This window comes from Burkholderia savannae, from assembly GCF_001524445.2.
Taxonomy (GTDB): domain Bacteria; phylum Pseudomonadota; class Gammaproteobacteria; order Burkholderiales; family Burkholderiaceae; genus Burkholderia; species Burkholderia savannae.
Genome location: NZ_CP013417.1, coordinates 2,951,793 through 2,977,392 on the forward strand (window position 1 = coordinate 2,951,793; position 25,600 = coordinate 2,977,392).

At 70.1% G+C, this 25,600-nt stretch carries 27 protein-coding genes, 1 other RNA gene and 1 riboswitch; of the genes, 16 read left to right on the forward strand and 12 right to left on the reverse strand.

Going from position 1 to position 25,600, the window contains the following annotated elements; translation table 11 throughout:
- The first annotated feature begins 154 nt into the window (after window positions 1-154).
- The 5 genes from WS78_RS14535 to panD all read left to right on the forward strand — a co-directional run bounded on the left by WS78_RS14535 (window position 155) and on the right by panD (window position 3,087).
- Entirely contained in the window at window positions 155-343 is a 189-nt protein-coding gene (locus tag WS78_RS14535) for a DUF3460 family protein (protein ID WP_038745162.1), read from the forward strand.
- A 4-nt stretch (window positions 344-347) separates the two neighbouring features.
- A complete protein-coding gene (locus WS78_RS14540; RefSeq protein ID WP_038745165.1) occupies window positions 348-1,223 on the forward strand; it encodes a segregation and condensation protein A in 876 nt (291 codons plus the stop codon).
- Between the two features lie 243 nt (window positions 1,224-1,466).
- Window positions 1,467-1,658 carry a hypothetical protein gene (locus tag WS78_RS35905; RefSeq protein ID WP_145986802.1) on the forward strand — a complete coding sequence of 64 codons (192 nt, stop codon included), beginning with the start codon at window positions 1,467-1,469 and terminating at the stop codon, window positions 1,656-1,658.
- A gap of 148 nt (window positions 1,659-1,806) precedes the next feature.
- On the forward strand, window positions 1,807-2,646 hold the full coding sequence (gene panC / locus WS78_RS14550) for a pantoate--beta-alanine ligase (protein WP_038745170.1): 840 nt from the start codon (window positions 1,807-1,809) through the stop codon (window positions 2,644-2,646).
- Window positions 2,647-2,700: 54 nt separating this feature from the next.
- On the forward strand, window positions 2,701-3,087 hold the full coding sequence (panD, locus tag WS78_RS14555; RefSeq protein WP_059574763.1) for an aspartate 1-decarboxylase: 387 nt from the start codon (window positions 2,701-2,703) through the stop codon (window positions 3,085-3,087).
- A 607-nt stretch (window positions 3,088-3,694) separates the two neighbouring features.
- On the opposite strand, the gene WS78_RS14560 is transcribed toward panD, so the two are convergent.
- The 3 genes from WS78_RS14560 to WS78_RS14570 all read right to left on the reverse strand — a co-directional run bounded on the left by WS78_RS14560 (window position 3,695) and on the right by WS78_RS14570 (window position 6,729).
- Entirely contained in the window at window positions 3,695-4,321 is a 627-nt protein-coding gene (locus WS78_RS14560) for a ParA family protein (protein ID WP_059574765.1), read from the reverse strand.
- Window positions 4,322-4,574: 253 nt separating this feature from the next.
- On the reverse strand, window positions 4,575-4,991 hold the full coding sequence (locus WS78_RS14565; protein WP_038745177.1) for a DoxX family protein: 417 nt from the start codon (window positions 4,989-4,991) through the stop codon (window positions 4,575-4,577).
- 151 nt (window positions 4,992-5,142) lie between these two features.
- On the reverse strand, window positions 5,143-6,729 hold the full coding sequence (locus tag WS78_RS14570) for a cobyric acid synthase (RefSeq protein WP_059574767.1): 1,587 nt from the start codon (window positions 6,727-6,729) through the stop codon (window positions 5,143-5,145).
- A 64-nt stretch (window positions 6,730-6,793) separates the two neighbouring features.
- Between WS78_RS14570 and cobU the strand changes: the two genes are divergently transcribed.
- From cobU to WS78_RS14590, 4 genes are read left to right on the forward strand one after another with little or no spacing between them, the layout of a single operon-like run.
- Window positions 6,794-7,351 carry a bifunctional adenosylcobinamide kinase/adenosylcobinamide-phosphate guanylyltransferase gene (gene cobU / locus WS78_RS14575; RefSeq protein ID WP_059574769.1) on the forward strand — a complete coding sequence of 186 codons (558 nt, stop codon included), beginning with the start codon at window positions 6,794-6,796 and terminating at the stop codon, window positions 7,349-7,351.
- A complete protein-coding gene (gene cbiB / locus WS78_RS14580; RefSeq protein ID WP_038745184.1) occupies window positions 7,345-8,289 on the forward strand; it encodes an adenosylcobinamide-phosphate synthase CbiB in 945 nt (314 codons plus the stop codon). The genes cobU and cbiB overlap by 7 nt, the downstream gene beginning before the upstream one ends.
- A complete protein-coding gene (gene cobD / locus WS78_RS14585; RefSeq protein ID WP_059574771.1) occupies window positions 8,282-9,331 on the forward strand; it encodes a threonine-phosphate decarboxylase CobD in 1,050 nt (349 codons plus the stop codon). The genes cbiB and cobD overlap by 8 nt, the downstream gene beginning before the upstream one ends.
- Window positions 9,332-9,335: 4 nt before the next feature.
- The gene (locus tag WS78_RS14590) at window positions 9,336-10,250 is read left to right on the forward strand and encodes a cobalamin-binding protein (protein WP_059574773.1); all 915 of its coding nucleotides are present in this window, start codon (window positions 9,336-9,338) and stop codon (window positions 10,248-10,250) included.
- Between the two features lie 441 nt (window positions 10,251-10,691).
- Here WS78_RS14590 and cobC read toward each other — a convergent pair whose 3' ends face one another.
- From cobC to WS78_RS14625, 6 genes are all read right to left on the reverse strand, one after another.
- On the reverse strand, window positions 10,692-11,276 hold the full coding sequence (gene cobC / locus WS78_RS14595; protein ID WP_059574775.1) for an alpha-ribazole phosphatase: 585 nt from the start codon (window positions 11,274-11,276) through the stop codon (window positions 10,692-10,694).
- Window positions 11,261-12,019, reverse strand: coding sequence for an adenosylcobinamide-GDP ribazoletransferase (locus tag WS78_RS14600; RefSeq protein ID WP_059574777.1), 759 nt, complete (start codon window positions 12,017-12,019; stop codon window positions 11,261-11,263). The genes cobC and WS78_RS14600 overlap by 16 nt, the downstream gene beginning before the upstream one ends.
- A gap of 6 nt (window positions 12,020-12,025) precedes the next feature.
- The gene (gene cobT, locus WS78_RS14605) at window positions 12,026-13,081 is read right to left on the reverse strand and encodes a nicotinate-nucleotide--dimethylbenzimidazole phosphoribosyltransferase (protein WP_038745194.1); all 1,056 of its coding nucleotides are present in this window, start codon (window positions 13,079-13,081) and stop codon (window positions 12,026-12,028) included.
- Window positions 13,082-13,124: 43 nt separating this feature from the next.
- Window positions 13,125-13,949: an ABC transporter ATP-binding protein gene (locus WS78_RS14610; protein ID WP_038745196.1), complete on the reverse strand. Its 825-nt coding sequence runs from the start codon at window positions 13,947-13,949 to the stop codon at window positions 13,125-13,127.
- On the reverse strand, window positions 13,946-14,947 hold the full coding sequence (locus WS78_RS14615) for a FecCD family ABC transporter permease (RefSeq protein WP_059574847.1): 1,002 nt from the start codon (window positions 14,945-14,947) through the stop codon (window positions 13,946-13,948). The genes WS78_RS14610 and WS78_RS14615 overlap by 4 nt, the downstream gene beginning before the upstream one ends.
- 96 nt (window positions 14,948-15,043) lie before the next feature.
- Complete coding sequence (locus WS78_RS14625) at window positions 15,044-17,161, reverse strand: TonB-dependent receptor domain-containing protein (protein ID WP_059574849.1); 2,118 nt, start codon at window positions 17,159-17,161, stop codon at window positions 15,044-15,046.
- A gap of 68 nt (window positions 17,162-17,229) precedes the next feature.
- Window positions 17,230-17,491, reverse strand: a riboswitch (cobalamin riboswitch).
- Between the two features lie 202 nt (window positions 17,492-17,693).
- Between WS78_RS14625 and WS78_RS14630 the strand changes: the two genes are divergently transcribed.
- From WS78_RS14630 to WS78_RS14650, 5 genes are all read left to right on the forward strand, one after another.
- Window positions 17,694-18,044 (forward strand): hypothetical protein, encoded by a 351-nt coding sequence (locus WS78_RS14630; protein ID WP_038745198.1) that lies wholly within the window; start codon window positions 17,694-17,696, stop codon window positions 18,042-18,044.
- Window positions 18,041-18,355 carry a cell division protein ZapA gene (locus tag WS78_RS14635; protein WP_038745200.1) on the forward strand — a complete coding sequence of 105 codons (315 nt, stop codon included), beginning with the start codon at window positions 18,041-18,043 and terminating at the stop codon, window positions 18,353-18,355. The genes WS78_RS14630 and WS78_RS14635 overlap by 4 nt, the downstream gene beginning before the upstream one ends.
- 81 nt (window positions 18,356-18,436) lie before the next feature.
- A non-coding RNA gene (gene ssrS / locus WS78_RS14640) (6S RNA) lies at window positions 18,437-18,618 on the forward strand.
- A 75-nt stretch (window positions 18,619-18,693) separates the two neighbouring features.
- Complete coding sequence (locus tag WS78_RS14645; protein ID WP_038745202.1) at window positions 18,694-19,155, forward strand: EVE domain-containing protein; 462 nt, start codon at window positions 18,694-18,696, stop codon at window positions 19,153-19,155.
- 197 nt (window positions 19,156-19,352) lie between these two features.
- Entirely contained in the window at window positions 19,353-20,090 is a 738-nt protein-coding gene (locus tag WS78_RS14650; protein ID WP_038745300.1) for an SIMPL domain-containing protein, read from the forward strand.
- 389 nt (window positions 20,091-20,479) lie between these two features.
- Here WS78_RS14650 and lgt read toward each other — a convergent pair whose 3' ends face one another.
- Window positions 20,480-21,370 (reverse strand): prolipoprotein diacylglyceryl transferase, encoded by an 891-nt coding sequence (gene lgt, locus WS78_RS14655; protein WP_038745204.1) that lies wholly within the window; start codon window positions 21,368-21,370, stop codon window positions 20,480-20,482.
- Window positions 21,371-21,477: 107 nt separating this feature from the next.
- On the reverse strand, window positions 21,478-22,449 hold the full coding sequence (locus WS78_RS14660) for a LysR substrate-binding domain-containing protein (protein ID WP_059574851.1): 972 nt from the start codon (window positions 22,447-22,449) through the stop codon (window positions 21,478-21,480).
- Between the two features lie 172 nt (window positions 22,450-22,621).
- On the opposite strand from WS78_RS14660, the gene ilvD reads away from it, so the two are divergent.
- Both ilvD and WS78_RS14675 read left to right on the forward strand, forming a co-directional pair.
- The gene (gene ilvD, locus WS78_RS14670; RefSeq protein ID WP_059574779.1) at window positions 22,622-24,295 is read left to right on the forward strand and encodes a dihydroxy-acid dehydratase; all 1,674 of its coding nucleotides are present in this window, start codon (window positions 22,622-22,624) and stop codon (window positions 24,293-24,295) included.
- Between the two features lie 134 nt (window positions 24,296-24,429).
- Window positions 24,430-24,753, forward strand: a complete 324-nt coding sequence (locus tag WS78_RS14675; RefSeq protein ID WP_038745303.1) for a c-type cytochrome — start codon at window positions 24,430-24,432, stop codon at window positions 24,751-24,753.
- Between the two features lie 139 nt (window positions 24,754-24,892).
- Here WS78_RS14675 and WS78_RS14680 read toward each other — a convergent pair whose 3' ends face one another.
- Window positions 24,893-25,588: a DUF2486 family protein gene (locus WS78_RS14680; RefSeq protein ID WP_059574781.1), complete on the reverse strand. Its 696-nt coding sequence runs from the start codon at window positions 25,586-25,588 to the stop codon at window positions 24,893-24,895.
- Window positions 25,589-25,600: the final 12 nt, after the last annotated feature.

Genomic DNA, 25,600 nt, shown 5'->3' on the forward strand with positions numbered 1-25,600 from the left:
GCGATGCGCGCAGAACGCGCGTTCGACCACGCCGACGCATGGCGCCCGCGCATTCGACGCCGCTTTACCGCCGGCTGTTCCCGGCGTTGCGGTAAAATCTCGTCGATCGAACCCGCGGGCGCGCCGCGCCCGGCTCAGAACGGAAAGCCAAGCCATGCCGTACCAGTCCGACATCACGCAATTCCTGAATCAGTTGAAGCAGCAGAAGCCGACGCTCGAAGAAGAACAGCGCAAGGGCCGTTCGCTGCTGTGGGACAAGCAGCCGATCGACCTCGAGGAGCGCGACGCGCAGCGGCAATCGCGCGTGCGCCAGACTTCGTACGTCTACTATCAGAACTTCTGACGCCGTGAGCGCCGCCGACGAGGCCAGCGCCAGCGCGCAGCCCGAAGACGCGATCGCCGCGCCCGCCGGCGCCGATTCGACGCCCGACACGGTCGACGGCGTCGCGGCGTTCGCGCGCCTGTACGGCGAGCCGCTCTTCAAGCTGCCGCAGGATCTGTACATTCCGCCGGACGCGCTCGAAGTCTTTCTCGAAACGTTCGAAGGCCCGCTCGATCTGCTGCTGTACCTGATCCGCAAGCAGAACTTCAACGTGCTCGACATTCCGATGGCGGAAGTCACCGCGCAGTATCTCGGCTACGTCGACCAGATCCGCGAATCGAATCTGGAGCTCGCGGCCGAGTACCTGCTGATGGCGGCGATGCTGATCGAGATCAAGTCGCGGATGCTGCTGCCCGTGAAGAAGGTGGACACGGGCGAGGACGCGGAGGACCCGCGCGCCGAGCTCGTGCGGCGCCTGCTCGAATACGAGCAGATGAAGCTCGCCGCGCAGCGTCTCGACCGGCTGCCGCAGCTCGGCCGCGACTTCCTGCGCGCCGAGGTGTACATCGAGCAGAGCATCACGCCGCGCTTCCCCGACGTGAACTCGGACGACCTGCGCGCCGCGTGGGCCGACGTGCTCAAGCGCGCGAAGCTCGTCCAGCATCACAAGATCTCGCGCGAGGAGCTGTCGGTGCGCGAGCACATGAGCCTCATCCTGCGCAAGCTGCAGAACGCGCGCTTCATGGAGTTCGCCGATTTGTTCGACACGTCGCGCGGCGTGCCCGTCGTCGTCGTCAACTTCATCGCGATGCTCGAGCTCGCGCGCGAATCGCTCGTCGAAATCACGCAGGCCGAACCGTTCGCGCCGATCTACGTGCGGCTCGCTTATCTGCCGGCTTGAGCGCGTTTCGCGCGGCGCCCGGCGCTGCGCGCAAACGCCGCGGCCGGGCGCGGATGCGCTTGCCGTGCGCCCCCCTCTTCTTCCGCGTCGTCGCTTCGGTTCGTCGCGCGCGCGGACATGGCGCGAAATCAACCGTGTTCGCGCGTGCCGGCGCGCGCGCCGCGCCATTTCATCCGACGATTCCAGGCGTCACGTGTAACGGCGGCCAACCGCACGCCGACATGTAACGATACGTGACGACGCGTGAAGATCAATGCCGTGCAGGCCGTCGAAGCGGTGACGCGCGCCGGCGTACGGCGGATGCGTGGGTTCCGCGTCTGCGGATGCGCGAATTCGATTCCGCCGCCGACCTTGGCGAAGCCGCACCGCCGCCGCCAATTCGGCTTCCCCCATTTGATCCACGCGCCCGCGCCCCGTGTTCGCCGATTAAAGTGAACGATCGTGCTTTTATCGATGCGCTAAAGCGGCAAATCCTCTACAATCGCCGACGCTCGACGCCCTGCGCGGCGTTCCGGCCACGACGATCCCGACCACGCCGCCTCCGCGCGGCCAACGCGCCCGCCGCGCGAGGAACCGCCCACTCATGAAAGTCATCAGCTCGATCCAGGAACTGCGCGACCAGTTGCGCGGCCAGAACCGCACGGCGTTCGTGCCGACGATGGGCAACCTGCACGAAGGCCACCTGTCGCTGATGCGGCTCGCGCGCCAGCACGGCGACCCGGTCGTCGCGAGCATCTTCGTGAACCGGCTCCAGTTCGGCCCGAACGAGGACTTCGACAAGTACCCGCGCACGCTGCAGGAAGACATCGAGAAGCTGCAGAAGGAAAACGTCTACGTGCTGTTCGCGCCGACCGAGCAGGGCATGTACCCCGAGCCGCAGGAATACCGCGTGCAGCCGCCGCACGATCTCGGCGACATCCTCGAAGGCGAGTTTCGCCCGGGCTTCTTCACCGGCGTGTGCACGGTCGTCACGAAGCTGATGGCGTGCGTGCAGCCGCGCGTCGCCGTGTTCGGCAAGAAGGACTATCAGCAGTTGATGATCGTGCGCCGGATGTGCCAGCAGCTCGCGCTGCCCGTCGACATCGTCGCCGCCGAAACCGTGCGCGACGCCGACGGCCTCGCGCTGTCGTCGCGCAACCGCTATCTGAGCGAGGCCGAGCGCGCGGAGGCGCCCGAGCTCGCAAAGACGCTCGCGCGAGTGCGCGACGCGGTGCTGGGCGGCGAGCGCGACCTCGCGGCGATCGAGAAACGCGCGCTCGGCCACCTCGCCGCGCGCGGCTGGAAGCCCGACTACGTGTCGATCCGCCGGCGCGCGAACCTCGTCGCGCCGACTGCGGCGCAAACCGAGGCGGGCGAGCCGCTCGTCGTGCTCACGGCCGCGAAACTCGGCCCGACGCGCCTCATCGACAATCTGGAAATCTGACGGCCGGCCACGCAGCCGGCCGCTCTTCGTCTGGTAGCACCAAGGGAGCCCATCATGCAGCGCCACATGCTGAAATCGAAGATCCACCGCGCGGCGGTCACGCACTGCGAGCTGCATTACGAAGGCTCGTGCGCGATCGACGAGGATCTGCTCGAAGCCGCGAACATCGTCGAGAACGAGCGGATCGACATCTGGAACATCAACAACGGCGAGCGCTTCTCGACGTACGCGATCAAGGGCGAGCGCGGCAGCGGAATGATCTCGCTGAACGGCTCGGCCGCGCGCCGCGCGCAGCTCGGCGACCTCGTGATCATCGCCGCGTTCGCGATGATCGACGAGGCAGAGCTGAAGGCCGGCTGGAAGCCCAATCTCGTGTTCGTCGGCGACGACAACAAGATCAAGGGCAGCCGCGATCACGTGCCGACGCAGAACTGGACCTGAACCGCGTCCGGGCGGCTGCGCGGGCGGTTTCGGGCGGTATCGGGCGGTATCGGGCCGTTTCTGGCCGTTTCTGGCCGTTTCGGACCGTATCAGGCGGTGTCAGGCGGCATAGGCCGTGTAGCCGTGTAGCCGGTGACGGCATGGCGGCGTAGGCGGTATCGCACGGGCCGCGCCGCCGGTATGACGAATCCGGGGCGCGGCGCAGCAATATGCGCGGCGCACGGCGGCGCAATCGAGGCGTGTCGCGCCGAAATCCCGGTGCGGCGCTTCGCGCGACTTCCATGGTGCCGGCACTCGCGATTGCTGCCGACGCCGCCGGCGTTTCGACACGGACGGTTTGCGCGAAGCCGATGCCGGCGCGTGCACGAAGCGGCTCGGCAACGCATCCGACATGCGAGATGCGGCACGCGACATGCAACGCCCCCGCCATTCCGGCCGCCCTTTCCCCGACTATCGAATACGGGCCGATCGCCCGTCTCGGCCCGGTATGTCGCCTCGAGATGTTGCCTCGAGATGCCGCCGCGAACGCGCGACGCGCGCAAGCCGCGCGCAAGCCGCGTGCGACGCCGTCAGCCGCCGCTCCCGGCGCGCCACCGCCGCCGGCACGCTACGTCTTCAACGCCCACTCGACGATCGGCTCCCACTGCTCGAGATCCTTCTCGACGCGGCTTTTCGCGACGTCCCACAGCGTGAGGCCGTGCGCGGCGAGCTGCACGTAGTTCTGCGTGTCGCGCAGATAGCCGAGCACCGGCAGATCGAGCCCTTCGACGAAGCGGTGCAACTGCTCGGCCGAACGCGTGCGCGCGTCGACCCGCATCCCGACGATCCCCACCTTGATCGCGCCCTTCTTCACGGCCTTCTCGCTCGCGAGGCGCTGGAGGAATTGCTGGGTCGCGAGGATATCGAACATCGACGGCTGCAGCGGCACGATCACCTTGTCGGCAAACTCGAGCGCGACGTTCATCCGGTTGCCGTGCAGGCCGGCCGGCGTATCGACGATCGCGTATTCGAGACCGCGCGGCGGCTTCGACGGCGAATCGGGATCGAGCGCCCAGGTCTCGATCGCGGGCAGCGCGGCCGGCCGCAGATCGAGCCACGCGTGCGCGGACTGCTGCCGGTCGAGATCGGCGAGCGCGGCCCATGCGCCCTGCGCCGCGAAATACCCAGCCAGATTGGTGGACAGCGTGCTCTTGCCGACGCCGCCCTTCGGATTCGCCACCACGATCACCGTCATGAATTCCCCCGAAGAAGCCGCGCGGCGCGACGCCTGGCACAGGCGCCGCGCCGCGAAAAATGCGGATACAGGGAGCGATGATATCGGCAAATGCGCCTGCACCGAAACGGGTTCGTCCGCACTTGGGCGAACGGACGACGGCGAAGCGGCGCTCGCGCGGCCCAAACGACGCTCGCCGCGCCGCCACGGCCCCCGGCGCGGACGGCCGCTCCAAGCCGCCGCGAACGGGCGGCCGCAGCAGCCGGAACGCCGCTTACGCGGCCCTGCCGGCCAAGCCGCGCGCGCCGCCGAGCGCGAACGCGCCGGCCCCGAGCAGCGCCTGGACGACGAGCGTGAGCGCCCAGAACGCCGGATATTCCCAGCCGCCGTGCGGCGCGGCGAAGCTCCAGCCGTTCGGCAAGTGCGTCATCGTCGCGCCGAGCATGAACGGCAGCAGCACGAGCGACGCGAGCCGCACCCGCACGCCTGCGAGAAGCGCGAGGCCGCCGACGAGCTCGACGACCGTCGTCACGTAGGCGAGCCAGCCCGGCAGGCCGAGCGACGCGAAGAACTGCGCGGTGCCGGGCAGCGTGAACACGAAGACCTTCTGCGCGACGTGCGCGAGGTACAGCACGCCGAGCGCGACGCGCAGCAACGCCGCGCCGACATCGTTCAAACGGTTCGAATCCATGTTGGGGTTCCCTTTCGTCGAAGTTTGGATGGAATGCACTTTATTCGAACCAAATTCGGCAAAAAACAGCCGATCAGACTTATATTATTTCCTATTTGGAATTAATGACGCCAAGGGTACGACGAGGCAATCCGACGAGCCGCCGCCGACATCACGCGAACGCCGCAAACACGCGATCGAGATCGAGGTGCGCCGCGAGCGTGTCCGCAAGCCGCTCGAGCGACGCCTCGCGCAACGCCGGATAGTCGACCGGCTCCGCGCCGCCGAGCCCCGCCCATTCGAGCAGCGCCGCGCACGCGTCGGGCGTGTCGAAGAGCCCGTGCAGGTAGGTCGCGAGGATCTGCCCGTCCGCCGACACTGCGCCGTCCGGCCGCTCGCCGTCCGCCCCCGCGAGCACGAGCGCCGGCGACGCGAGCGCCGGCCCATGCGTTTGCCCCATGTGGATCTCGTAGCCGGACACGCGCGCGCCGCCCGCGAACGCGAGCCGCCCCGTCGCGTTGACGAGCGTCTTCCGCGGCGTGAGCGTCGTCGCGTAGTCGAGCAGGCCAAGGCCCGCGCTCGCCGCGCCCGCCGCGCCTTCCACCCCGTGCGGATCATCGAGCGCGCGGCCGAGCATCTGCATGCCGCCGCAGACGCCGATCACCTTGCCGCCGTAGCGCAAATGGCGCTTGATCCGCGCGTCCCAGCCCGCGTCGCGCAGCCATGCGAGATCGGCGAGCACGTTCTTCGAGCCGGGCAGGATCAGCAGATCGGCGTCGGGCACGGGCCCGCTCTTCCAGTACGTAAAATCAACGCGCGGATGCACGCGCAGCGCGTCGAAATCGGTGTGGTTGCTGATCCGCGGCAACGCGGGCACGACCACCCGCAGCACGCCCGCGTCGCGCCGCGACGCCGACGTGTGCGCGCTCGCGGGCAGCATGTCTTCCGCGTCAAGCGTGAGCCCGTGCAGGTACGGCAGCACGCCGAGCACGGGCTTGCCCGTCTGCGCTTCGAGCCAGCGCAGCCCCGGCTCGAGCAGCGCGGGATCGCCGCGAAAGCGGTTGATCACGAAGCCGCGCACGCGCGCGCGCTCGCTGTCCGACAGGCACGCGAGCGTGCCGACGAGATGCGCGAACACGCCGCCGCGATCGATGTCGGCGACGAGCACGACCGGACAGTCGACCGCCTCGGCAAACCCCATGTTCGCGATGTCGCCTTCGCGCAGATTGATCTCGGCGGGGCTGCCCGCCCCTTCGACGATCACCGCGTCGTACGCGGCGCGCAGCCGGCCGTACGATTCGAGCACCGCCCGCATCGCGACCGGCTTGTAGTCGTGATAGGCGCGCGCGTTCAGATTCGCGCGCGCCTTGCCGTGGACGATCACCTGCGCGCCGCGGTCGCCCGTCGGCTTCAGCAGCACGGGGTTCAGATCGGTATGCGCGTCGATGCCCGCCGCGAGCGCCTGCAGCGCCTGCGCGCGGCCGATCTCGCCGCCGTCCGCCGTCACCGCGCTGTTGAGCGCCATGTTCTGCGGCTTGAACGGCGCGACGCGCACGCCCGCGCGGCGCGCAAGCCGGCAGAGCCCGGCGACGAGCGTGCTCTTGCCCGCGTCGGACGTCGTGCCCTGAATCATCAGCGCGCCGCGCGGACGGGCGGCGTTGGCGTTGGCGTTGGCGTTGGCGTTGGCGTTGGCGTTGGCGTTGGCGTTGGCGTTGGCGTTGGCGTTGGCGTTGGCGTTGGCGTTGGCGTTGGCGGTCATCGTAAGCGAGGCGCGCGACGAATGGCGAAGGCCGCATTATCGCGCGGCCCGTTACAATCACGCGATGACTCCGCGCGATCTCACCTTCGTTCTCGGCGGCGCGCGCTCGGGCAAGAGCGCGCACGCCGAACGGCTCGCCGCCGCCGGCGGCCGGCCCGTCACGTATATCGCCACCGCCCGCGTCGCCGACGACGAATTCGCCGAGCGCGTCGCGCATCATCGCGCGCGCCGGCCGGCCGACTGGACGCTCGTGGAAGCGCCCGTCGAGCTCGCGCGCGCGATCGCGCAGCTCGACGACCCGCGCGCCTGCGTGCTCGTCGATTGCCTCACGCTCTGGCTCACGAACCTGCTCTGCCCCGCCGACGGCCCGGGCGTCGACGACGCGCTGTGCGACGCGCGCGTCGCCGAGCTCGAAGCGGCGCTGCGCGCGAGCCGCGCGCAGATGATCGTCGTCAGCAACGAGATCGGCTTCGGCGTCGTGCCGCTCGGCGCGCAAACGCGCCGCTTCGTCGATACGCTCGGCCGCGTCAATCAGCGCGTCGCGGCGCTCGCGACACGCGTCACGCTGTGCGTGGCCGGCCTGCCCGTCACGATCAAGCACGAGGGCGAATCGCGATGCTGATGCTGTCGCTGCCCGCCGTCGCCATCCTCGCGGTCGCCGGCTGCATCGTCGACAAGCTCGTCGGCGAGCCGCGCACCGCGCATCCGCTCGTCGCATTCGGGCGGCTCGCCGCGCAGCTCGAGCGCGCACTCAATACCGGGCGACGCGGCCGGCTCGCCGGCCTCGCCGCGTGGCTCGCCGCCGTCGCGCCGCCCGTCGCGCTCGCCGCATGGCTCGTCGCGGCGCTGCCGTGGCCGCTCGCCGCCGCGCTGCACGTCGCGCTGCTGTGGTTCGCGCTCGGCGCGCGCAGCCTCGCCGAGCACATCGCGCCGATCGCCGCCGCGCTGCTGCGCCGCGATCTTCCGGCCGCGCGCACGCTGACCTCGCGCATCGTGTCGCGCGACACGAGCGCCGCCGACGAAGCCGCGCTCGCGCGCGCGGCGGTCGAATCGGCGCTCGAGAACGGCAACGACGCGATCTTCGGCGCGCTCTTCTGGTTCGTGATCGCGGGCGGCCCCGGCGCGCTGCTGTTCCGGCTCGCGAACACGCTCGACGCGATGTGGGGCTACCGGACGCCGCGCTTCGCGCGCTTCGGCTGGGCGGCCGCGCGCATCGACGACGCGCTCAACTGGGCGCCCGCGCGCCTCACCGCCGCGAGCTACGCGCTGCTCGGCGACACCGCGAACGCGTGGCGCTGCTGGCGCGCGCAGGCGCGCCACTGGGACAGCCCGAACGCCGGCCCCGTGATGGCGGCGGGCGCAGGCAGCCTGAACGTCGTGATCGGCGGCCCCGCCGTCTATCACGGCGCGCTCGAGGATCGCCCGGTGCTCGGCGCGGGCGAGCCCGCGGCGCCCGTGCACGTCGCGGCCGCGCTGTCGCTCGTCGCGCGCACGATGATTCTCTGGCTCGCGCTGCTGATCGCGGGCGCGGCGCTCACCATTGCAACGCACCATGGCTGACGCACCGGCGATCACGCACGGCGGCAACCTGCACGAAGCCGCGCTCCGCTACGGCATCCCGCGCGACGCGTGGCTCGATCTTTCGACGGGCATCAATCCGCACGGCTATCCGGTGCCGCCCGTGCCCGCCGACGCATGGCGCCGGCTGCCCGAGGACGACGGCGTGCTCGCCGCGCACGCGGCGCGCCACTACGGCGCGCCGAGCGCCGCGCACGTGCTGCCCGTCGCGGGGAGCCAGGCGGCGATCCGCGCGCTGCCCGCGCTGTTCGAGCGCGGCACGGTCGGCGTCGCGCCGCTCGCATACAGCGAGTACGCGCCCGCGTTCGCGCGTCACGGCCACGCGGGCGCGCCGCTCGACTGCGGCAGCGACGCGCTGCCCGCGGCGCTCACCTACGCGATCGTCGCGAATCCGAACAATCCGACCGCCGAGCGCATCGATCGCGCGCGGCTGCTGCGGTGGCACGCACAGCTCGTCGCGCGCGGCGGCGCCCTCGTCGTCGACGAGGCGTTCGCGGACGCCGACGCGCACGCGGGCGCGTCGCTCGCCGCGCATACGCATCGCGACGGCCTCGTCGTGCTGCGCTCGGTCGGCAAGTTCTTCGGTCTCGCGGGCGTGCGCGCGGGCTTCGCGCTCGCCGCGCCCGCGCTGCTGGAGCGGCTGCGCGACGCGCTCGGCGCGTGGACCGTCAGCGGCCCGGCGCGCCACGCAGTGCTCGCCGCATTCGCGGACGACGCATGGCAGCGCGCGACGCGCGAGCGGCTCGCTCACGACGGCGCGCGCCTCGCCGCGCTGCTGCGCGCGAACGGCTTCGTCGCGCACGCGACGCCGCTGTTCAGCTGGACCGCCGATCCGCGCGCGCATGCGCTGCACGAGGCGCTCGCCGCGCGCGGCATCTGGACGCGCTACTTCGCACACGCGCCGAGCGTGCGGATCGGGCTGCCCGCTCTCGAGAACGAATGGCGGCGGCTCGAACACGCGCTCGCCGATTGCGTGCCGGCGCTGCCGGCCACGTTGACGAACGCCGCCGGAGCGGCGCAATAAATCGATGCCCAAGCTCGCCCCTGTCCTTCGTATCGCCGTCGCGTGCGCGAGCGCGCTCTGCGTCACCGCCGCGCACGCGAGAATCGCCGTCACCGACGACGCCGGCCACACGATCACGCTCGCCGCGCCCGCGCAACGAGTCGTCAGCCTCGCGCCGCACGTGACCGAGCTCATCTATGCGGCGGGCGGCGGCGCGAAGCTCGTCGGCGCGGTGTCGTACAGCGACTACCCGCCCGCCGCGAAGGCGCTTCCGCGCGTCGGCTCGAACAAGGCGCTCGATCTCGAACGGATCGCGGCGCTCAAGCCGGATCTGATCGTCGTCTGGCGCCACGGCAACGCCGAGCGCGAGACCGAGCGGCTGCGCGCGCTCGGCATCCCGCTCTACTTCAGCGAGCCGCGGCACCTCGACGACGTCGCGACGTCGCTCGACAAGCTGGGCGCGCTGCTCGGCACGCGCGAGCGCGCGGCGGCGGCGGCCGACGCGTACCGGCAGCGGATCGCGCAACTGCGCGCGCGTTACGCGAACCGGCCGCCCGTTACGGTGTTCTTCCAGGCGTGGGACAAGCCGCTCATCACGCTGAACGGCGACCACATCGTCAGCGACGTGATCGCGCTGTGCGGCGGACGCAACGTGTTCGCGCAACTGAAGCCGGTCGCGCCGTCCGTCACCGAAGAAGCGGTGCTCGCCGCGAATCCGGAAGCGATCGTGACGACGGCGGCCGGCGCGACCGCGACGCGCGACGCGCTGCCCGATTTCTCGCGCTGGCGCGCGTGGCCGAAGCTCGCCGCGGTCGCGCGGGGCAATCTGTTCGCGATCGACGGCGATCTGCTGACGCGACCCGCGCCGCGCATCGCGCAAGGGGCCGAAGCGCTGTGCCGGGATCTCGACGTCGCGCGCGCGCGGCGGCCGAGGCCGTGACGCGGCGCGATCCACACTGCGTCGCCCGGATACGAGCGCGCGCGCAACTCGTTGCGCACGCAAGCATGCAGGCCGGACCGTAACGGCGGCCGCGATCCGCCTGCGCACGCGCGCGACGTCGTTCGTCGACGCCTGAACGCAGCAATGCGCCGCACGACGCCGATCGCGTCCGATCGCGGCGCTGCCATGGCGCAGCGCCGTTTGTACTGAATCTTCTTCGCCGTGTTCGCGATTTCGTGGGCGGCATTCCTGATGAGCAGCGACGTCTGCCGGCAATTCAGCAAGCGCATGCCGCCTTCTCTCCATGACTGGAACGCAGGCGCATCGTGGCCGCGTCGAATCCGCCAATCCGAACCGATGCGCTCGCCGTCGCCCCGGCAAGCGTCGAGCGCCTCATTGGCCCACTGCGAACACGAAGCGCGGCGCGCGCTCACGCACGCTTCACTCGTCCCAATGCACGAGCCGCCAGCCGCCCGCGTGGCCGACGCGTCGCAGCCACACGACGCCGCCCACCGCGATCGGCCGCGCGAGCATCGCTTCGAGCGGGGCATCGAGCGCGTGCGACGCCAGCGTGCGCATCACGCCCGCATGCGTGACGGCCCAGCTCGCGCGCGCCGCATCGGCGAGCGTCGCCAGCGCCGGCCGCACGCGCGCGACGAACTGCGCGGCGCTCTCCCCGCCGTGCTCGCGCGCATGCATCAGATCCGCGCTCCATCGATCGAGCGCGTCGCGCCCGATCGCATCCCAGCGCTTCAGCTCCCACGCGCCGAAATCGATCTCGCGCAGCCGCACGTCGCATTCGAGCGGCGCGCCGGCCTCTCGCGCGAGCACGCGCGCGACGTCGGCGCAGCGCGCGAGCGGGCTCGACCACACGTTGCCCGCCGCGCCCGCGCCGAGCACGCGGAGCCGGCGCAGCACGTCGGCCGCGCCCGTCGCCGCGTCGGCCGCGAGCGGCACGTCGCTGCTGCCGTAGCAAACGCCCGCTTCGACGGCGACAGCCGGATGGCGAATCAGGACGAGATCCATCCGAGCATCACCAGATAGATCGCGAGCTCGAACACCTGCTGCGCGAAGCCGAGACAATCGCCGGTGTAGCCGCCGATGCGCCTGTCGAGATAACGCGCGATGCACGCGCGCAACGCGAGCGTCACCGCGAGCGCGAGCGCGCCCGCGCGCCAGTCGGGCCAGAACAGCCACGGCAGACCGAGCGCGGCCGCGAACATCAACGCGCTCGCGCGCATCCGATGGGCGACCGGCTGCGCCTTGCCTTCGGCGCGCGCGTAGTCGAGCGTGACGAGCAGGCTCGCGGCGAGCGTGCGGCTCGCCGCATGCGCGGCGATCATCGTCCACGCGGCGCGCGCGGGCGGCATCGCGGCGAGCGCCTGCCATTTCAGCGCGAGCGCGATCACGAGCGCCGCCGCGCCGAACGTGCCGATCCGCGAATCGCGCATGATCCGCAGCACGTCGTCGCGCGTGTAGCCGCCGCCGAACGCGTCGCAACTGTCGGCGAGGCCGTCCTCGTGCAGCGCGCCCGTCGCGACGAGCGTCGCCGCGATCGACAGGAGCGCAGCGACGCCCGTCGGCCACACGCGCGACGCGGCGAGATGCACGGCCGCCGCGAGCGCGCCGACGCACACGCCGACGAGCGGAAAGTAACGCGCCGCGTGCGCGAGATCGACGGCCGCGCCGCTGATCGCGCGCGGCACCGGCACGCGCGTGAAATACCCGAGCGCGACGACGAAGTAGCGCAGTTCGGCGAGCGGATTCATCGCGCGTCACGCATCGCGGTTCGCGACGCCCGCCGACTCGAAGCTCGCCATCTCGTTGACGAACGCCGCCGCCGCGCGCACGAGCGGCAGCGCGAGCGCGGCGCCCGTGCCCTCGCCGAGACGCAGATCGAGCGCGAGCAGCGGCTCGCCGCCGAAATGCTCGAGCATGCGCCGATGCCCCGCTTCGTTCGACACGTGCGAGAACACGCAGTATTCGCGCACCGCGGGCGCGAGCGCGTCGGCGACGAGGAGCGCGGAGGTCGCGATGAAGCCGTCGACGAGAATCGCCATTCGCGCGCGCGCCGCCTCGATGAACGCACCCGCCATCATCGCGATCTCGAAGCCGCCGAACGTCGCGAGCACGTCGAGCGGCTCGATCGCGTCCGCGTGCCGCGCGAGCGCGCGCCCGAGCACCGCGCGCTTGTGCGCGAGCCCCGCGTCGTCGAGCCCCGTGCCGCGGCCGACGCACGCGTCGATCGGCACGTTCAGCAGGCGGCTCATCACGCACGCGGCCGCCGACGTGTTCGCGATCCCCATCTCGCCGAAGCCGATCACGTTGGTGCCGAGCGCCGCGTGATGCCGCACGCGCGCGGCGCCCGCGGCGAGCGCGGCGAGCGCTTCGTCGCGCGACATCGCGCGCTCGTGCGCGAAGTTGCGCGTGCCGCGCGCGATCGCCGCGCCGACCAGTTGCGGCGATTCGGGCAGCGGCGACGCAACGCCCGCGTCGACGATCTCGAGCGCGAGGCCCGCGACGCCCGAAAACGCGTTGATCGCGGCGCCCCCCGCCACGAAGTTCGCGACCATCTGCGCGGTCACCGCCTGCGGATACGGGCTCACGCCTTCGGCCGCGATCCCGTGGTCGCCCGCGAACACGATCATGACGGGACGCGCGACGCTCGGCGCGGCGGTGCGCTGGATCAGGCCGAGCTGCAGCGCGAGCGCTTCGAGGCGGCCGAGACTGCCGGGCGGCTTCGTCTTGTGATCGATCGTGCGCGTGAGCGTCGCGCGCAGCGCGGCGTCGTCGAGCGGGGCGATGTGCGGCAGGGAGTAGGTGGAGGTCATCGGTTCGCCTCGTGGGTGGAATGGGTCGCGCGATGCGCGTCGGTCAGATGATGCGGCCGGGCGCGCCGGGCCATGCGGGCACGAGCGCCTCGTGGCCGTCGCGCTCGATCAGCACGAGCGGATAGCCGAACGCGCGGCTCGCGAGCTCGGGCGTCAGCACGTCGCGCACCGGGCCCGCGTGCGCGGCGCCGTTGCCGTCGAGCAGCAGCGCGTGCGTCGCGAAGCGGCGCGCGAGATTCAGGTCGTGGCACGAGAAGATCGCCGTGCGTTCGCCCGCGCGCAGCCAGTCGGCGAGCGCGACGAGACAGTCGATCTGATGATGCAGGTCCAGGTGCGCGAGCGGTTCGTCGAGCAGCAGCAGCGGCGCGTCCTGGCACAGCGCGGCCGCGAGCGCGACGCGCTGCCGCTCGCCGCCCGACAGCGACAGCACGTCGCGCGCGGCGAACGATTCGAGCCCGAGCCGCGCGAGCGCCGCGTGCGCGGCCGCGCGATCGTCGGGGCGCTCCCAGCCCCAGCCTGTCAGATGCGGAAAGCGGCCAAGCAGCACAGTGTCGAACACGCTCGCGCTGAACGCGTCGTAAAGCGTCTGCGCCATCACCGCGCGCCGCCGCGCGAGCGCTTCGGGCCGCCAGTCGGCGAGCGGCACGCCGTCCGCCTCGACATGGCCCGCCGCGGGCTTCGCGAGCCCCGCGAGCGTCGTGATCAGCGTCGTCTTGCCCGCGCCGTTCGGCCCGGCGACGCACCACAGCTCGCCCGGATAGAACGTATGCGTGAAGTCGTCGAGCAGCGTGCGCGCGCCCGCCTTCAGCACGACGCGCAGCGTGCCGTAGCGGGCCGAGCGCGACGTCGGCGCGCGGTGCGTCGTCATCGCGCAGCCCTCCGCAGCAGCATCCACAGGAACAGCGGCACGCCGATCAGCGCGGTCATCACGCCGACCGGCAATTGCGCGGGCGCGATCGCCGTGCGCGCGAGCAGGTCCGCGGCCATCACGCCCGCGCCGCCCGCGAGCATCGAGGCGGGCAGCAGCATCCGCTGATCGTTGCCGAACGCGAGCCGCAGCGCGTGCGGCACGACGAGCCCGACGAAGCCGATCGTGCCCGCCGTCGTGACGGCCGCGGCCGCCGCGAGCGACGCGATCAGATAGATGCGCAAACGCAGCCGCGCGACCGGCACGCCGAGCGCGGCCGCCGCCGTGTCGCCGCGCAGCAGCACGTTCAATTGCGGCGCGACCGGCAACGCGACGAACGCGGCGAGCGCGAGCGCCGCCAGCGCGAACCACGGCGACGCCGCGCCGCTCAGGTCGCCCGACAGCCAGAACAGGATGCCGCGCAAGCGCTCTTCGGGCGCGATCGCGAGCATCAGCGTGATGAGCGCGAACCAGCCCGCCGAGATCACGACGCCCGTGAGCAAGAGGCGCGGCGATGCGTCGCGCGGCTCGCCGCGCCACAGCTCGCGGCGTGCGAGCCCGAGCACGAACGCGATCGACGCGAGCGCGCCCGCGAACGACGCCGCGTCGACGATCCACCATGCGCCGCCCGCGATCATCGCGACGAGCGCGAACGCGGCCGCGCCGCCCGACACGCCGAGCACGTAAGGCTCGGCGAGCGGATTGCGCAGCAGCACCTGCAGCAATGCGCCCGCGAGCGCGAGGAGCGCGCCGCAGCCGAAGCCCGCGAGCGCGCGCGGCAGCCGCAGCGTGCGGACGATGTCGGCCGCGAGCGGATCGGCGCTCGCGCGATGAGCGAGCGCCGCGAACGCGTCAAGCGGCGTCACCGGCACGCTGCCGAGCGTGAGCGACGCGACGAACGCCGCGCATGCGACGAGCGCGAGCGCGGCCCAGATCGCGGCCGCGCGCGCGGCGTGCATGCCGGCGCCGCGCGCGTCGGCTCTCATGCCGCCTCCCGCGCGCGAAGGCGCGAGCGGCGCGCGCGGCACCGACTGCGCCGAAGCCGCGGCCGGCCGTCAGCGCTGCTGCCAGCCGAGCGTGACATAGGCGCCGCGCCGCGGCGTGTTGTATGCATATGCAAGCTCGTAGTCCTTGTCGAACAGATTGTCGATGCGCGCGCTCACGTACCACGACTTCGTGATGTCGTAGCGCGCGGACAGATTGACGATGCCGTATCCGCCCAGACGATTGCCGTAATCGTCGCGCGGGCCGCTCACGAGCCACTCGCCGCCGACGCGCCAGCCGCCGAGCGAGCGATTCGCCGACACCGACGCGAAGCGCCGCGCGCGCCGGTTCAGATCCTGGCCGGCGGTTTCATCGACCGGGTTCTGCAGCGTCGCCGCAACGCGCACGTCGGTCTTGCCGACATGCCCCTGCCACGATCCTTCGACACCCTGCACTTTCGCGCGGCCGACGTTCTGCGCCACATAGTACGGGCCGCTCGCGCCGGGGCGATAGTCGATGAGATTCGTGTAGCGCGTCTGGAACGCGGTCACGCGCACGACGCCCGCCGCATCCGACGCATACTGCACGGCCGCCTCGACCGAATGGCTGCGCTCGGGCCGGATCGACGGATTGCCCGCGTTCGGATAGTACAGATCGTTGAAGCTCGGTGCGCGAAACGCGCTCGAATAGCTCGCGGACACCTTCCAGCGCTCGGTGACGTCGAGCCCGTAGCCGAGATAGTAGCTGTTCGCGCCGCCGAAATCGGAGTATTGATCGCGGCGCACGTTCGCCTGGAACTGGCTGTCGCCGATGCGGCCGGTATAGCCGAGCCAGCCGGAATTCACGTGGCGCTCGGGCGCGGCGAACACGTTCGATTCGAACGACTGGTCGAGCCGTTCGTAGCCCGCCTGAAGCTTGTGGCCGCGCGCGATCGCGAAATCGTTCTGCCACGTGTACTGGCGGTTGTCGGTATTGAAGTGGTCGGTGTATGCGCCGTTGAGCGCGGACTGGCTGCGGTCCTTGCCGCTCGACACGTTCACGCGCGTCGTCCACCAGTCGGCGAGCTTGCCGTTCGCGAACGCGGACACCTGCTGGACACGGCTGTACAGATCATTCAGATCGGTCGGCGCGCCGTATGCGTCGTCGAAGCTCGCCTTGCCGTTCGCCTGGAAGTACGTGACGCCGGCGTCCCACCTGTCGTCGAACCGGTGCCGCAGCGACGCGGACGCGCTTTCGTTCAGATAGCCGTTCGCGTTCGGATTGGCCTGCGGCTTGAGCGCGGGATCGAGCGACGAGAAGCCGTCCGTCTTGAAGCGCGCGAGCGACACGCTGAACGTCGTCCGGCCGTCCGCATCGAGCCGGCCCGATGCGCCCGCGCTTTGCGTCTGCGTGTGATAGCTGCCGTAGCCCGCCGAGAAATCGAAGCGCGGCGGATGATCGCCGCCCGTCTTCGTGAACACCTGCACGACGCCGCCGATCGCGCCGGACCCATACAGCGACGACACGTTGCCGTTCACCACTTCGACGCGATCGATCTGGTCGAGCGGCAGCTGGCTGATCTGCGCCTGCCCGAGGCTCGCCGAATCGACGCGCACGCCGTCGACGAGCACGAGCGACTGTGTCGGCTGCGCGCCGCGCAGGAAAAGGCTCGCGCTCGCGCCCGGCCCGCCGTTGCGCACGATCTGCGCGCCGGGCGCGAGCGCGAGCAGGCCGGGCAGATCGGTCGCGCCGCTGTCGGCGATGTCCTGCGCATCGAAGAGCGTCGTCTGCGGGATCGCGTCGGCAAGCTTCTGCGGCGCGCGCTGCGCGGTGACGACGATCGGCGCGAGCTGCGCGCCGGGCGTCGAACGCGAAGGCGCTGTCGCTGTCGCTGTCGCTGTCGCTGTCGCTGTCGATGTCGACGTCGACGTCGACGTCGATGTCGATGTCGATGTCGATGTCGATGTCGACGCCGATGCCGATGCCGATGCCGATGCCGATGTCGCTGACGTTGCCGACGCCGACGCCGGTTCGGATGCGAAAGGCGGCGGAGCCGCGGACGACAAGGAGTCCGCTGGAATCGCAGACGATGAAGAAGAAACGGAAGAATCAGCTGAAGCAGGCTGAGCAGCCGCGGCGCCTTGCGCGAGCGCGACGCACGGCAGTCCGGACAGAGCGGCGAGCGCTGCGCGGACGAAACGGGTACGCATGAACGACATCCTGTTGAGCCACAGCGGGGCCCGCTTCCCCGCAGGCCCTGCATCACGGAGACGGGCGCGCCCGTCTCCCCGCCGCGGCCGGTATCCGGGCTCGCGACGTCACCGCCTCGCCTTCCCGCGCGAAACGCGCAGTGGCACCACGCCGGCGGCCGGCCGAGCCGGCCGTGCCGACGCATCGAGAGTGCGGCTTGCATCGGATTCGATGCGATCGCTTACCGTTGCGGGGGCAGCGCAGGTTGGCTCGGTCCCGGCGGACGTCGCGCCCTGCTTCCCGTTTAACCGCGCGCGAAGCGCGCGAGCACCGAGGCGGCGCCAGTTTAGGAGCGCGCGCGCCGCAGCGTCAAGAAAGCGCGACGACGCAGCGCAAGAAACGTCGCGCCGTGTGTCGTCGACACGATCGACATCAACGAACGACGAAGAGATTTCGCGGCGAGAAGCAGGGGTGTTACGTCTAGAAACGTTACAGATATCGGAAAGTCGCTTATTCCGCGCTAAAATGCTGGGTCTTTAGAGGACGCAGCACATGCTCAACGAACTCGAAACCCTATCTCAAAACATCGGCCGTCTGATCGCGCTGAATCAACGCCATCAAGCGGAACGGCTCGCGCTCGAGGAGCAGGTCGCGCAATTGCGCACGCAGGCGCAAACGCTGCGCTCGGAACTCGAGCAATTGCGCGACGAGCGCAACGCGCTCGCAGCGGAGCGCGACACGCTGTCGGCGAAGATCGACGACGCGCAAGTGAAGCTCAACGCGATTCTCGAAAAATTGCCGCGCACGAAAAGCGTGCCGGATGCGGAAAACCAGCTCGACCTGCTCGCGCCGCAGGCAAGCGATGAAGCCGAAGGCACGGCGAGCCACGGAGAACAGGCATGAGCACCAAGCAGATCGAAGTGTCGATTCTCGGCCAGGCGTATCGCCTCGCCTGCTCGCCCGAAACCGAAGCGGCGCTCGTCGAGGCGGTCGCGCGCGTCGATGCGGAAATGTCGAAGATCCGCGCGAACAGCTCGGTGCGCGGCACCGATCGCATCGCCGTGATGGCCGCGCTGTCGCTCGCATCGGAGCTGCTGAGGCTGCAACAGAGCGTGCGTCACGGAGAAGCGTTCCCTGCGGAAGAAATCCGGCGTACAATGCATCAAATGAATGAACAACTCGGTGCAGTGCTCGCACAGCACGAGGTGCAGTAAAATGCTTCACCAGGTTCGGCCACTGCTTGATCTATCGCGTTCAAGCCGCTGAATTCAAAGGTGATTCGAACAGTTAAGTCAGCTTCCCTGCCTGGTTCGCCAAGGTCATATATTCCTTGAACCAATGCCATGTGCACGGTTGCGGAAATTTGTAGCACGGGCGCGCGCGTCACTCTGTCTGATGTACCCGAAGTGCTGCTAACTGCGACCAATTCTGAACCTCAGGTTCAGGATGCCGGCCTAGCGGCCAAGGCGGGGGCCTATTCGACGGCATCGGGCAAAGCCCGATGCCGTTTCCTTTTGTGCAGCCTTTTCATTGCGTCGAGTCGTTGCGATCCATGCGCTACTGGCTGATGAAATCCGAACCGGACGAGGCGAGCATCGACGACCTCGCCGCCGCCGCCGACCAAACCTTGCCGTGGACCGGCGTGCGCAACTATCAGGCGCGCAACTTCATGCGCGACACGATGCGGATCGGCGACGGCGTGCTGTTCTACCACTCGAGCTGCCCCGAGCCCGGCATCGCGGGGCTCGCGGAAGTCACGTCGACGCCCTACCCCGATCCGACGCAATTCGATTCGCAAAGTCCGTACCACGATCCGAAGTCGACTCAGGAATCCCCGCGCTGGGTGCTCGTCGACGTGCGCTTCGTCAAGAAGACGCCGCTCGTTTCCCTCGGCGCATTGCGCGAGCACGAGGAACTCGCCGACATGCGCGTGCTCGCGAAGGGCAACCGGCTGTCGATCACGCCCGTCACGCCCGAAGAATGGCGCTTCATCACGAAGCGCCTGATGAAGTGACGCGGCGGCCACGTCAAACATTGTCAGACCCGGCGCGCGAAGCCGCGCCGGCCGGAACCTCGGCCCGCTTTCGACAGCCTAACGGGCGCTCGACAGATGCAGTGCCGCATCCGCCGGGCGTTTCGAAAGAAGCGCGGCGTCCGTCCGCGCCCCGCACGCCGCATGTCGCGTGCGCGCTTACGCTCAAGGAGTCAACAATGACGAAAAAATCCGCTCTAGCCGTTGCCGTCACGCTCGCGGCGGCGCTGCCGATCGCCTTCGCGCTCGCCCCGTCCGCGGCGCGCGCGCAAAGCATGGGCCAGATGCAGCCGCCCGCGGGCGTGCTGTCGCTGTCCGCGCAGGCGAGCACCGATGTTCCGCAGGACGTCGTCGACATCACGCTGTTCTACGAACAACAGGCGAAAGATCCGGGCACGCTGACCGCCGAGCTGAACAAGCGCGCGGACGCGGCGCTCGCGCAGGCGCGCGGCGTATCGGGCGTCACCGCGCGCACGGGCGAATTCTCGGTGTCGCCGAGCATCGACCGTGACGGCAAGATCTCCGCGTGGCGCGGCCGCACCGAGGTCGTGCTCGAGTCGCACGACTTCGCGGCCGCGTCGAAGCTCGCGGGCCAGTTGAGCCCGATGATGCAGGTGGCCAACGTCGCGTTCTCGCTGTCGCCCGAAGCGCAGCGCGCGGCCGAGCAAAAGCTCACGTCGGAAGCGATCAAGGCGTTCCGCACGCGCGCCGAGGAAGCGACGCGCGCGTTCGGCTACAGCAACTATTCGATCCGTGAAGTGAACGTCGGCAGCGGCCGCAACGTGCAGCCGTATCCGCGGATGTTCGCGATGGCCGCGCCCGCGATGGACAGCGCGAAGGCGAGCGCGCCGATCGCCGTCGAAGGCGGCAAGACGACCGTGACCGTCAACGTGAACGGTTCGGTGCAGATGAAGTGAAATGAAGCGGCGCGGGCGGCAATGTGGCGCGCCGCCCGCCGTCGACGAAACGCCGGCTTCTCGCCGGCGTTTTTTATTGCGCTTCGTGCATGTCGGAACTTGCGATCGCATGTCGCAGGTTGTTCGATTGCTCGCGATCACGAGCGCTGGCCGCACGTTGCGCGCGTGAAAGGCAGGCCCGGCGTTCCGCGTATCGGCACGGTGCGCATCGTACGCCGCGCGTCATGTGCCGTATGCCGTGCGTCGTGCGTCGTGCGCCGTGCGCCGTGCGCCGTGCGCCGTGCGCCGTGCGCCGCAATCAGCGTACGCGCAAGCGCGGCCCGCCGCCCACGCCGTTCGCGCCGGGCCGGCGGCCGCGCGATCGCACGCAGCCGCGCGGCGCCGCTCGATCAGGCCGTCTTCGCGACGCCCCCGCGCCGATACGCCCAGACCATCATCAGCACGCCCGCGATGATCATCGGCAGCGACAGCCACTGCCCCATCGACAGCCCGAACGTCAGCAAACCGAGGAAATCGTCCGGCTCGCGCGCGAATTCGACCGTGAAGCGCGCGAGGCCATACCCGATCAGGAACAGCGCCGAGATCGCGCCCATCGGCCGCTGCCTGCGCGAGAAGAACCACAGCACGATGAAGAGCGCAATGCCCTCGAGCGCGATTTCGTACAACTGCGACGGATGCCGCGGCAGCATCTGGTGCGACAGGAACACCTCGTTCAGATCCCACTTCGCCGCGAGATCCTGATGCGCGGCGAGCCACGCGGCGTCGTCGCGCGACGCGCCCGGGAACAGCATCGCCCACGGCGCGTCGGGGCTCGTCACGCGGCCCCACAGCTCGCCGTTGATGAAATTGCCGAGACGCCCGGCCGCGAGCCCCGTCGGCACCATCGGCGCGACGAAGTCGGTCACTTCGAGCCAGTGGCGCTTGCGCTGCCACGCGAACAGCGCCATCGCCAACGTGACGCCGAGGAAGCCGCCGTGGAACGACATCCCGCCCTCCCACACCCGGAAGATGTCGAGCGGATGCGAGAAGTAGTAGCCGGCCTTGTAGAACAGCACATAGCCGAGCCGGCCGCCCAGCACGACGCCGAGCACGCCGTAGAACATCATGTCGTCGATGTCCTTCGCGCTCCAGCCTTGCGCGGCGACGTACGGCAGCTTCAGGCGCAACCGCCCGACGACGATCGCGAGGATGAAGCCGACGAGATACATGAGCCCGTACCAGCGCACGGCGAGCGGGCCGAGGTGAATCGCGACGGGATCGAAATTCGGATGAATGATCATGAGTTAGCGTTGATGGTTCTGAATCGATGCGGCACGCACGGCGACGCCGACGTTCGAGGCGACGCGCATGCGGCAACCGCGGTTCGACGGGCGCGCCGCGCGAACGTTCACGGGCGCGCCGCGAGCCTGCCCGCGCGCGCCCGGCCAGGCACGCCGGCCGGCGGATCGGAGGGCGACACCCGCTGCGCGTCGCCGCGCACGACGTCGATGAAGCCCGCGAGCACCGGGCTCACGTCGCCCGTGCGCCACACGAGGCCCGTCTCGACGACGGGCGCCGTAGCGGCGAGCGCGCGATAGACGACGCCCGTGCGCCGCAGGTTACGCAGCGATTGCGGCACCAGTGCGACGCCCATGCCCGCCGACACGAGGCTCACGATCGTCTGCATCTGGATCGCCTCCTGGCCGATGCGCGGCGCGACACCCGCCGCGCCGTAGCAGCCCGTAATGATGTCATAAAAGCCGGGCGCCAAACGACGCGGGAAGATGACGAGCGGCAGCGACGCGATGTCGGCGATCCGCACGGGCGCGTCGCCCGCCGCCTCGCTCGCGTCGGCCGGCATCGCGACGACGAGCGGCTCGCGCAGCACCGGCAGATACGACAGCGACGCCGCATGGCGCGGCGGCACGGGCGGAATCACGAGCCCCGCGTCGATGCGGCCCGCGACGAGCTCCTCGATCTGCACGTCGCTCGTCGCCTCGGTCAGTTGCAGGCGCACGTGCGGATAGCGCGCGCCGAACTCGCGCAGCAGCTGCGGCAGCAGCCCGTAGTCGGCCGTCGACACGAACGCGAGCGCGAGCGACCCCGCCTCGCCGCGCGCGAGGCTCTGCGCGAGAGGCGGCAGCGCGTCGGCCGCGGCGATCAGCCGCCGCACGTCGGGCAACAGCGCCGAGCCGACCGCGGTCAGCTCGACCGAGCGCTTCGTGCGCGCGAACAGCGCGACGCCGAGCGCGTCCTCGAGCGCGCGAATCGCCTGCGACAGCGGCGGCTGCGTCATCGAGAGCCGCTCGGCGGCCCGGCCGAAGTGCCGCTCGTCGGCGACGGCGACGAAATAGCGCCATTGGCGTAAATCAGGGGTCACATCGCTCTCCACGTCCTTGTCGACCGACGGATTAATATGAAAATCGACCTAATAAGTGATGAATAATATATTGGACATTCTCTAAGAGAAACTGCATTCTTGCCCACCTGAGCCGGACCGCGCCGATGCAGCGCGCCGCCCCACAGTCAACCAGTCGATGGATGGAGTCCCCATGTCGTACAACCGCCGCTCGAAGAACATCACGCAAGGCGTGGCCCGTTCGCCGAATCGCTCGATGTATTACGCGCTCGGCTACCAGAAGGACGATTTCGACAAGCCGATGATCGGCATCGCCAACGGCCACTCGACAATCACGCCGTGCAACGCGGGCCTGCAGCGCCTGTCGGACGCAGCCGTCGCGGCCGTCAAGGCCGCCGACGCGAACCCGCAGATCTTCGGCACGCCGACGATCTCGGACGGCATGTCGATGGGCACCGAAGGGATGAAGTACTCGCTCGTGTCGCGCGAGGTGATCGCCGACTGCATCGAGACCTGCGTGCAGGGCCAATGGATGGACGGCGTCGTCGTCGTGGGCGGCTGCGACAAGAACATGCCGGGCGGCATGATCGCGCTCGCGCGAATCAACGTGCCGGGCATCTACGTGTACGGCGGCACGATCCGCCCCGGCCACTGGAAGGGCCGCGACCTGACGATCGTGTCGTCGTTCGAGGCGGTCGGCGAGTTCACCGCCGGGCGCATGTCGCAGGAAGATTTCGAAGGGGTCGAAAAGAACGCGTGCCCGACGACGGGCTCGTGCGGCGGCATGTACACCGCGAACACGATGAGCTCGTCGTTCGAGGCGCTCGGCATGTCGCTGCTGTATTCGTCGACGATGGCCAATCCCGATCAGGAGAAGGTCGACTCGGCGGCCGAATCGGCGCGCGTGCTCGTCGAAGCGGTGAAGCGCGACCTGAAGCCGCGCGACATCATCACGAAGCAGTCGATCGAGAACGCGGTGTCGGTGATCATGGCCACCGGCGGCTCGACGAACGCGGTGCTCCACTATCTGGCGATCGCGCACGCGGCCGAGATCGAATGGTCGATCGAGGATTTCGAGCGCATCCGCAAACGCGTGCCGGTGATCTGCGACCTGAAGCCGTCGGGCCAGTACGTCGCGACCGACCTGCACGCGGCGGGCGGCATTCCGCAAGTGATGAAGATCCTGCTCGACGCGGGCCTGCTGCACGGAGATTGCACGACGATCACGGGCCGCACGATCGCCGAGGAGCTGAAGGACGTGCCGGGCGCGCCGCGCGCCGACCAGAAGGTGATCTACCCGATCGACCAGGCGCTGTACAAGGAAGGCCATCTCGCGATCCTGAAGGGCAACCTCGCCGAGGACGGCGCGGTCGCGAAGATCACCGGCCTGAAGAATCCGGTCATCACCGGCCCGGCGCGCGTGTTCGATGACGAGCAGAGCGCACTCGCGGCGATCCTCGACGACAAGATCAACGCGGGCGACGTGGTCGTGCTGCGCTACCTCGGCCCGCAGGGCGGCCCGGGGATGCCGGAGATGCTCGCGCCGACGTCGGCGATCATCGGCAAGGGCCTCGGCGAATCGGTCGGCCTCATCACGGACGGCCGCTTCTCGGGCGGCACGTGGGGGATGGTGGTCGGCCACGTCGCGCCGGAAGCGTTCGTCGGCGGCACGATCGCGCTCGTGCAGGAGGGCGATTCGATCACGATCGACGCGCACAAGCTGCTGCTGCAACTGAACGTCGACGACGCCGAGCTGGCGCGCCGCCGCGCCGCATGGAAGCAACCGGCGCCGCGTTACACGCGCGGCGTGCTCGCGAAGTATGCGGCGCTCGCCCGCCCGGCGAACGAGGGCGCGGTGACGGGCTGACGCGCGAGCGCGCGCCGCCACGGCGGAACCACAAAAAGCGACAAGATGACGAAGGGGGCGCGACGTACTCGCGCCCCCTTTCCTTTTATAATGCGCGCACCGCCAAGCCGGACGCTGTGCCGGCGGAGACCAGCATGAAGAGAACGACCTTGCGCCTGATGGCAATCGCGCTCGTTGCCGCGGCCGCAAATGCGCATGCGCAGCAGTCCGACGGGCTCGCGCTCGCGCAACGCAAGAACTGCATGGCGTGCCATGCGATCGACAAGACGTTGATGGGGCCGTCGTTCCGCGCGATCGCCGACAAGTACGCCGCGCGCGGCGACGCCGCCGGCTATCTCGCTCAGACGATCGTCAAGGGCAGCGTCGGCGTGTGGGGCGGCGTGCCGATGCCCGCGAACACGCAATTGACGAGCGCCGAGGCCGGCACGCTCGCGCACTGGGTACTGACGCTCAAGTAAGCCGCATGGAAAGACAAGACGCCGACGACGGCGTCTCGCGCATGATTGCGCGATGGCGGTGCACGCAGCGCGTCACCTGCGCGCCGCCTCTCACGCCCCGTGCGGCGCAGCGCGGCCGACGAGCCGCCCCGGCCCGCCGTCATGCGGCGGCGTTGCCGTTGCCGTGCTCGTTGCGACGGGCGAGCGCCGCGCCGACTTCCTCCGTTACCCAGCCCGCCACCTCGGTTTCCAGCGCAAGCGCGACTTCGCGCGCGATCTGGCCGACGAGCCAGCCCGCATGGTCCTGCAACGCGTCGCGGCATCGCGCCTCGATGAGGCCGCGCCCCTCGCCCGTCAGATAGTTGGTCATCCGGCTCTTCAGCCGGTCGGCGATCTGCCGCGCCTCGAGGTCCGCGGCGAGCGACGGCGCGGCATACGGCGGCGCGGCGCGCGCCGCATCGGGCGTCGACGACGGCAGTGCAGCGGGCGGCGCGAGATCCGCCGCAAAATGCGCGGCTGGCAATTCGTCGGCGTACGCCGCGGGCGCCGCATACGCGGTCGGCAGCTCGGCCGCGAGCGCATCCGGCGTCGGCACGAACGGCGGCTCGACGTGCGTCGGCGCGCGCAGCTCGTCGACGAGCCTCGGCGACGCGTCGCGCGCCGCGGGCTCGGCCGCGCGGGCCTCTTCCACGGTGCCCGCCGCACCGGCCACTGCACCGGCCACCGCATCAGCCGCCGCATCGGCCGCCGCGTCCGCCTGCACGCGCCCGGCGACGGGCGGCCGCGCGAGCGCGGGGTTGCCGGGCACGAGCACGTCGGTCAGCACGGGAATCGACGATTCGTTGGCTTCGACCACGGTTGTCCTCCG

Excerpts from the sequence above, each read along its gene's own strand:
- WS78_RS14650 (WP_038745300.1), top strand. The coding sequence starts at position 19,353 with ATGACGAAAAAATCCGCTCTAGCCGTTGCCGTCACGCTCGCGGCGGCG.
- WS78_RS14635 (WP_038745200.1), top strand. The coding sequence starts at position 18,041 with ATGAGCACCAAGCAGATCGAAGTGTCGATTCTCGGCCAGGCGTATCGC.
- WS78_RS14630 (WP_038745198.1), top strand. The coding sequence starts at position 17,694 with ATGCTCAACGAACTCGAAACCCTATCTCAAAACATCGGCCGTCTGATC.
- WS78_RS14610 (WP_038745196.1), bottom strand. The coding sequence starts at position 13,949 with ATGACGACGCACCGCGCGCCGACGTCGCGCTCGGCCCGCTACGGCACG.
- WS78_RS14645 (WP_038745202.1), top strand. The coding sequence starts at position 18,694 with ATGCGCTACTGGCTGATGAAATCCGAACCGGACGAGGCGAGCATCGAC.
- panC (WP_038745170.1), top strand. The coding sequence starts at position 1,807 with ATGAAAGTCATCAGCTCGATCCAGGAACTGCGCGACCAGTTGCGCGGC.
- WS78_RS14675 (WP_038745303.1), top strand. The coding sequence starts at position 24,430 with ATGAAGAGAACGACCTTGCGCCTGATGGCAATCGCGCTCGTTGCCGCG.
- ilvD (WP_059574779.1), top strand. The coding sequence starts at position 22,622 with ATGTCGTACAACCGCCGCTCGAAGAACATCACGCAAGGCGTGGCCCGT.
- cbiB (WP_038745184.1), top strand. The coding sequence starts at position 7,345 with ATGCTGATGCTGTCGCTGCCCGCCGTCGCCATCCTCGCGGTCGCCGGC.
- WS78_RS14570 (WP_059574767.1), bottom strand. The coding sequence starts at position 6,729 with ATGACCGCCAACGCCAACGCCAACGCCAACGCCAACGCCAACGCCAAC.
- cobD (WP_059574771.1), top strand. The coding sequence starts at position 8,282 with ATGGCTGACGCACCGGCGATCACGCACGGCGGCAACCTGCACGAAGCC.
- cobT (WP_038745194.1), bottom strand. The coding sequence starts at position 13,081 with ATGACCTCCACCTACTCCCTGCCGCACATCGCCCCGCTCGACGACGCC.
- WS78_RS14590 (WP_059574773.1), top strand. The coding sequence starts at position 9,336 with ATGCCCAAGCTCGCCCCTGTCCTTCGTATCGCCGTCGCGTGCGCGAGC.
- WS78_RS14560 (WP_059574765.1), bottom strand. The coding sequence starts at position 4,321 with ATGACGGTGATCGTGGTGGCGAATCCGAAGGGCGGCGTCGGCAAGAGC.
- lgt (WP_038745204.1), bottom strand. The coding sequence starts at position 21,370 with ATGATCATTCATCCGAATTTCGATCCCGTCGCGATTCACCTCGGCCCG.
- cobC (WP_059574775.1), bottom strand. The coding sequence starts at position 11,276 with ATGGATCTCGTCCTGATTCGCCATCCGGCTGTCGCCGTCGAAGCGGGC.
- panD (WP_059574763.1), top strand. The coding sequence starts at position 2,701 with ATGCAGCGCCACATGCTGAAATCGAAGATCCACCGCGCGGCGGTCACG.
- WS78_RS14615 (WP_059574847.1), bottom strand. The coding sequence starts at position 14,947 with ATGCACGCCGCGCGCGCGGCCGCGATCTGGGCCGCGCTCGCGCTCGTC.
- WS78_RS14625 (WP_059574849.1), bottom strand. The coding sequence starts at position 17,161 with ATGCGTACCCGTTTCGTCCGCGCAGCGCTCGCCGCTCTGTCCGGACTG.
- WS78_RS14565 (WP_038745177.1), bottom strand. The coding sequence starts at position 4,991 with ATGGATTCGAACCGTTTGAACGATGTCGGCGCGGCGTTGCTGCGCGTC.
- WS78_RS14535 (WP_038745162.1), top strand. The coding sequence starts at position 155 with ATGCCGTACCAGTCCGACATCACGCAATTCCTGAATCAGTTGAAGCAG.
- WS78_RS14600 (WP_059574777.1), bottom strand. The coding sequence starts at position 12,019 with ATGAATCCGCTCGCCGAACTGCGCTACTTCGTCGTCGCGCTCGGGTAT.
- cobU (WP_059574769.1), top strand. The coding sequence starts at position 6,794 with ATGACTCCGCGCGATCTCACCTTCGTTCTCGGCGGCGCGCGCTCGGGC.